The following is a 6162-nucleotide window of genomic DNA, read 5'->3' on the forward strand; positions in this document are numbered from 1 at the left end:
TTTGTTCCGGTGGTCATGGCGGGAGGGAAACGCCCGGTTACATTCCGAACCCGGAAGCTAAGCCTCCCTGCGCCGATGGTACTGCATGGGGGACCGTGTGGGAGAGTAGGACACCGCCGGACAATTATTGGACAAACAGTTGAAGGCCCTGCCGGGATAACCGGCAGGGCCTTCAACTGTTTTCCCGTTTCTTTCACCGCGAAAATCGTTGCGGGCCGCCGTTGCCGGTGGAAGCATCGGGCCATGGCGTACACGATCCGGCAGACGCGTCGCGAGGACTGGCGGCAGCTCAGGGAGCTCCGCCTGGCGGCACTTCAGGATCCCGTGGCGCCGGTCGCGTTCTACGAGCCCTACGAGGAGGCCGTGCGGCTGACCAGGGGCGACTGGGAGCGGCGCGCGTCCGGAGGGCGGCGGGTCACGTTCATCGGCGAGACCGAGGACGGCGTCTGGGGCGGCATGGTGGGCGCCTACGTCCGGGACGGCATGGTCTACGTCATCGGCGTCTACATGCTTCCCGAGCACCGCGGCACCGGCCTCGCACGGGAGTTGATGATCGCCGCCATCGAATGGGCCGGCGGCCAGGAAGTCCGGCTCCGCGTCCACGAGAACAACCCGCGCGCCGCCCGCTTCTACGCGTCCCTCGGATTCCGGCCGACCGGGGAGACCGACACCGATCCCCGCGACCCCGCGCTGCACGCCTACGAGTTGGCGCTGCGCACGGTCACGGGATGAGATCCGCGCCGACCACCGTCAGCGCCGGCCGGGCCGTGACCAGGGCGTCCACCAGGGCGCCGCGGAGGCCCGCCGTCTCCCGCTGGTCGCCCACCACGTAGAGCGTCCCGTCCTCGCCCGCCAGGTTGTCCAGAGCCAGGGCGTCGACCCGGCCCGGGCTGCACGACTGGCGGATGTGCAGCTGGTCCAGGCCGGCGAGGGCCTTCCCGATCAGGACCAGCGCGGCGTCACGGCGCACCGGATGACCCGTGAGGGTGCTCTCCAGCTCCATCGACGCGCCGCCCGCCGCCCGGGAATGGGCGCGCAGGACCTTCGCGGGCTCGTTCGCCGACCTGCCCTGCGCCCAGCGGTGCACCTGGGTCAGCGGCTGCCCACTGAGGGCCGCCGCGTGCAGGTAGCAGCGCAGCAGCGTCTCCGCCGCCTCCGCGTCGAGCCGGAACACCGGCTCGCGGGGCCGGACCGGGGCCAGCAGCGCCGCCGCGCGGCTGCGGGCCACCGGCATCTCCTCGCAGCCGCGCTGCGGCGCCCAGCGCAGCCGGACCGGCGCGTCCGTCGCATGCTCCGGGTCGTACACGTGCACGGGCCCCTGCCTCCCGCGCCGGCGGGCCGTCCTGGAGCGGAGAGCGCCGTCCGGGTCCAGGACGATCGCGCCACCGGGGGCCGCCAGCACCGCGGCCACCACATCCGGCACGGGCTCGGGCTCGACCTGCGGCGGCTCGGGCACCGGCACCGGCACGGCCAGCGGTACGGCCAGTGGCGTGGGCACCGCCTCCACCGGCCCGGGGAGGTCGCGGAGGTCGGGAACCTCGGGCGGGGGCGGCGCCGCACGGCGTTCCGCCGCGCGGGCGTCGCGGGCCTCGCGGCGGGCCCTCCACCGGGCGACGCGGATCATGATCACCAGGACCGTGGAGAACAGCAGCACCAGCTGGGTCAGGAAGACCAGCCACAGCATGGTCGCGCTCGGCAGCGCGGCCGGGGACGCCTCGGGCCAGGCCGCGGGAACGTCGGCGGGCGCCATCAGCAGGGAACGGATCGCGTGGGCGGTCCGCACGAAGGTGACGCCCTCGGGCCACGCCCCGTGGCGCAGCACTCCCGCGAGCCCCGTGCCGGTCCAGGTGAGCGCCGTGACGCCCACCATCAGCGCCAGCGTGCCGACCAGCAGCGCGTCCGGGCCGCCGCGCCCGCGCCGCCGCTCGGCGCCGCCGGGCCCGGGAACGCCCTGACCCGGACCCCGCGGCTGGTGGAACTCCTCGGGGCCGTGCTGTGCGCGCCGGTCGTACGCCATCTGCCGATCCGCCTCGTTACCCGACGCCCTGCCGCTTTTCGAACGACATGACCCGCGCCTCGGTCTCCGCCTCGAAGGGGTCCTCGTCCTCCGTCAACTGCTCCTCCGCGAGCACCATCGCCGAGGATTCGGTCATGGCGCGGTCGGTGAAGACCAGCGGGCGTTCGGCCTCGGTCACCAGGTGCTTGACGACCTGCACATTGCCGTTGACGTCCCAGACCGCCATGCCGGGGGTGAGGGTCGGGATGATCTCGACCGCCCAGCGGGGCAGGCCGAGGACCTGGCCGGTGGATCTCGCCTCGTCCGACTTCTGGGCGTAGATGGTGCGGGTGGAGGCCATCTTGAGGATCGCCGCGGCTTCCTTGGCGGCGGCGCCGTCGACCACGTCGGAGAGGTGGTGGACCACGGCGACGAAGGAGAGGCCGAGCCTGCGGCCGAACTTCAGCAGCCGCTGGAAGAGCTGGGCCACCGAGGGCGAGTTGATGATGTGCCAGGCCTCCTCGACCAGGAAGATGCGCTTCTTCCGGTCGGGCCTGATCCAGGTGTGTTCGAGCCAGACGCCGACGATGGCCATCAGGATCGGCATCGCGATCGAGTTGCGGTCGATATGGGACAGGTCGAACACGATGAGCGGCGCGTCCAGGTCTATGCCCACCGTCGTGGGGCCGTCGAACATGCCGCGCAGGTCGCCGTCGACGAGCCGGTCGAGGACCAGCGCCACGTCCAGGCCCCAGGCGCGGACGTCCTCCAGGGCCACGTTCATCGCGTCGGCGGCCTCGGGCAGCGGGTGCCGCAGCCGCTCCACGATGTCGGTCAGGATCGGCTGGCGGTCGGTGGTGGTCTGGTGCACGTAGGCGTGCGCGACCTTCAGCGCGAACCCGGAGCGTTCGTCCAGGGAACGCCCCAGCGCCACCTCGATGATGGTGCGCAGCAGGGCGAGCTGCCCCGTGGTGGTGATCGAGGGGTCCAGCGGGTTGAGCCGGACGTTGCCGTCGATGGCGGCCATCGGGTCCAGGCGGATCGGGGTGATGCCGAGCTCGTGGGCGATCAGGTTCCACTCGCCGACGCCGTCCTCGCCCTGGGCGTCGAGCACGACGATCTGCCGGTCCTTGAAGCGGAGCTGACGCAGCACGTACGTCTTCTCCAGCGCGGACTTGCCGTTGCCGGACTCGCCGAGGACCAGCCAGTGGGGGGCCGGGAGCTGCTGCCCGTAGAGCTGGAAGGGGTCGTAGATATAGCCCTTGCCCGAGTACACCTCGCGGCCGATGATCACCCCGGAGTCGCCGAGGCCGGGGGCGGCGGTCGGCAGGTACACCGCCTGGGCCTGGCCGGTCGAGGTGCGCACGGGGAGCCGGGTGGTCTCGGTCCTGCCGAAGAGCAGGCTGGTGAACGCCTCCGTGACGAGGCTCAGCGGATCGCGCGGCGACATGACGGCACCTCCTTTCGCCGGGACTGCGCGAGAGCCTTCATCGCCTGATTCCCGTGGCGAAGGGCAGGGTGTTGACGAAGGCGCGGTGGTGCTCGCGGTCGCACCATTCGAGCTTCAGATAAGACTTACCCGCTGAGGCGCGGATCGTGCGCTTGTCCCGGGAGAGCGATTCGGGGTGCGGCGAGGAGACCGTGATGTAGCCGACCAGGTTCACCCCGGCGGCTCCCGAGGCGAGGTCGTCGCCGCGCTGGTCGACGCGGCTGTGGGCGGCCACGTCGCGCGGGTCGACGGTGCGGTTCATCTTGGCGGCGCGGGATGCCTCCGCCTCGTCGTTGGTCTTCTCGGTGAGCATGCGCTCGATGGCGATCTCGGTGGGCTCCAGGTCCATGCAGACCGCCACGGTGCGGATCACGTCGGGGGTGTGGACGAGCAGCGGGGCCAGGAAGTTGACCCCGACGGGCGTCATCGGCCACTCCTTGACCCACGCGGTGGCGTGGCACCAGGGCTCGCGGGTGTCCGACTCGCGCGTCTTGGCCTGGAGGTACGTCGCCTCCCTGGCGTCGAGCTCGGCGGGCCACGCGTTCCGCCGGGACATGGCCTGGATGTGGTCGATCGGGTGGTCCGGGTCGTACATCGAGTGGACGAGGGAGGCCAGCCGCGCCTCGCCGAGGGGCTGGCGGACCCGGATGTCCGCCTCGGTCAGGCGGGCGCAGATGTCGGTGAGCTCGCGGGCCATGATGACGGCCAGCGCCTCGTCCTGGGACATGCGGTGGCGGCGGCTCTCGCGGCTGGTCTTGGAGGCGCGGGCGATGGTCTGGGCCTCGTGGCTGAGCTCGCGCGAGTGGTGCATGCAGGCGACCAGGTAGGCGCGGTGCTGCTCGCTGGAGGTGGAGACCATGGAGGCGAGGTGCTCGTAGGACTCCTGGATCCACCCGGGGGCGGCTGTGTCGCCGCGCTCGCGCACGTCGTTGGCGTGGGCGTCGGGGTCGGCGGGGAGGGTGCGGGCGAGCATCTGGAGACGGGTGACGTGGCCGTCGCCGTTGGCCACATGCTTGAGCAGCGTGCCGAACCGCTCGACCAGGGCCTCCTGGTCCTCGCTGTCGCGCAGGCCGACGCCGGGTCCCTCGATCTCTATGGCGGCGGTGATGGTCCTGCGGTCGCTGTGCAGCAGCACGGCGAGCTCGTCGGGGCCGAACGCGGCGGCCAGCCAGCGGATCCGGCCGACGCCGGGGGGCGCGCCGACCTCGATCTCGCGGCCGTCGAGACGGACGCCGGCCTCGGCGGCGTCGGAGCGGTAGGTGCCGCCGCGCTGCTGGGTGCGGCGGAACGACCGGTTGATCTCGAACCACTTGTAGAACGTGCGGCCGTTGTAGGGCATGTAGACGGCGGCGAGGGCCAGGAAGGGGAAGCCGACCAGGCCGACCAGGCGGAGGGTGAGCGCGGGGATGAGGATGCCGCTCATCATGCCGAGGAACGCGCCAGCGACGATGAGCGCGATCTCCCCGGTCTCGCGGTTCCTGCCGACGAGCGCCTGGGGCCGCGACCGGCCGATGAGGTAGGTGCGGCGTCGGCCGAAGGTCTGGGGCGGGGCTGTCACCGGCTACCTCCTCGGTTTCCCTCGTTCCCCGTGCGGCCGCCTGAGCCGCCGGGGGTCGAAGACGATGATGACCCGGACTGGCCCGTGCGGGTACCGTGCGCGGCGACTCCGCCCGCCACCGGGTTGGCCGGGCGCTGCCCGCCGCCGGGACCGGAGGCGCCGCCGCCACCGCCGGCGCCGTCGCGGGTGCCGTGGGTGCTCATGCCCTGGCGCAGCATGGAGGCGGGCGTGGACACGGCGGCCTTGGCGGCGCGGCTGGAGGTGTCCTGGCGCATCTGGCGGTGATTGACGATCTCGTCGCCGAAGCCGGGAACGAAGCGGTAGATCATCGCGGAGGCGAAGATGGCCAGCAGGATGATCGAAAGGCCGGAGATGATCGAGGAGACGGCGTTGGGGCCCTCCTCCTCGGCGGTGGTGAGCGCCCCGGCCAGGCCGAGGACGATGACGATGACCGGCTTGATGAGGATGACGGCGATCATGATGCCGGCCCAGCGGCGGACGTGGCCCCACAGGTTCTTGTCGACCAGGCCCGCGTAGACGGCGGTGCCGAGGAGGGCGCCGACGTAGAGCATGGCGGCGCGGATCACCAGCTCCAGCGCGAGGACGCCGGCGGCGAGGATGGAGATCAGGGAGACGACGATCAGCATGATCGGCCCGCCGCCGATCTCCTCGCCCGCTTCGAGGGCGGCGGCGAAGTCGCCGAAGAACGCGTCCGAGTTGTCGCCGGTGCCGACGACGATGGCGTCGGTGATGCCGTCGGTCGCGGAGACGACGACGTAGAGGGCGAGCGGCGTGAAGGCGGAGGCCATGACGGTCAGCCAGAGGAAGCCGATGGCCTCGGAGATGGCGGTGGTCAGCGGAACGCCGCGGATGGCGCGCTTGACGATGGCGAGGATCCACAGGATCAGAGTCAGGACGGTGGAGGCGGCGAAGACGACGGCGTACTGGCGCAGGAACGAGGTGTTGGTGAAGTCGACGGCGGTGGTCGAGTCGACCAGCTCCGACAGCTCGCCCACGATCCAGGCGGCGGCGTCGGCGCAGCCGCGGGCGAGGGAGGAGAGCGGGTCGAGCGAGGAGGTGGTACCCGCGTCGGGCCCCCCTCCCCCCCCGGACTCGGGG

At 71.9% G+C, this 6162-nt stretch carries 5 protein-coding genes and 1 rRNA gene; 2 read left to right on the top strand and 4 right to left on the bottom strand.

Features of this window, described 5'->3' with window-relative positions; all coding sequences use genetic code 11:
• Nucleotides 1-5: 5 nt before the first annotated feature.
• Both rrf and ADY01_RS31495 read left to right on the top strand, forming a co-directional pair.
• Nucleotides 6-122, top strand: a 5S ribosomal RNA gene (gene rrf / locus ADY01_RS31490).
• Nucleotides 123-243: 121 nt separating this feature from the next.
• Nucleotides 244-732 (top strand): GNAT family N-acetyltransferase, encoded by a 489-nt coding sequence (locus tag ADY01_RS31495; RefSeq protein ID WP_049580134.1) that lies wholly within the window; start codon nt 244-246, stop codon nt 730-732.
• On the opposite strand, the gene ADY01_RS31500 is transcribed toward ADY01_RS31495, so the two are convergent.
• The 4 genes from ADY01_RS31500 to ADY01_RS31515 form a co-directional block, all read right to left on the bottom strand.
• The gene (locus ADY01_RS31500; protein WP_049580135.1) at nt 722-2017 is read right to left on the bottom strand and encodes a hypothetical protein; all 1296 of its coding nucleotides are present in this window, start codon (nt 2015-2017) and stop codon (nt 722-724) included. The two genes, ADY01_RS31495 and ADY01_RS31500, sit on opposite strands and share 11 nt — an antisense overlap.
• Nucleotides 2018-2033: 16 nt before the next feature.
• The gene (locus tag ADY01_RS31505) at nt 2034-3446 is read right to left on the bottom strand and encodes an ATP-binding protein (RefSeq protein ID WP_049580136.1); all 1413 of its coding nucleotides are present in this window, start codon (nt 3444-3446) and stop codon (nt 2034-2036) included.
• Between the two features lie 37 nt (nt 3447-3483).
• The gene (locus ADY01_RS31510) at nt 3484-5043 is read right to left on the bottom strand and encodes an SCO6880 family protein (RefSeq protein ID WP_049580137.1); all 1560 of its coding nucleotides are present in this window, start codon (nt 5041-5043) and stop codon (nt 3484-3486) included.
• Nucleotides 5040-6162, bottom strand: a 1123-nt coding sequence (locus ADY01_RS31515) for a hypothetical protein (protein ID WP_049580138.1), incomplete at its 5' end; no start/stop codon positions are given. The genes ADY01_RS31510 and ADY01_RS31515, both read right to left, overlap by 4 nt.

The organism is Streptomyces sp. SBT349 (assembly GCF_001083795.1).
Taxonomy (GTDB): Bacteria; Actinomycetota; Actinomycetes; order Streptomycetales; family Streptomycetaceae; genus Streptomyces.

What these genes read in the sequence shown, in the direction of transcription:
- ADY01_RS31495 (WP_049580134.1), top strand. Translation starts at nt 244, where the DNA reads ATGGCGTACACGATCCGGCAGACGCGTCGCGAGGACTGGCGGCAGCTC.
- ADY01_RS31500 (WP_049580135.1), bottom strand. Translation starts at nt 2,017, where the DNA reads ATGGCGTACGACCGGCGCGCACAGCACGGCCCCGAGGAGTTCCACCAG.
- ADY01_RS31505 (WP_049580136.1), bottom strand. Translation starts at nt 3,446, where the DNA reads ATGTCGCCGCGCGATCCGCTGAGCCTCGTCACGGAGGCGTTCACCAGC.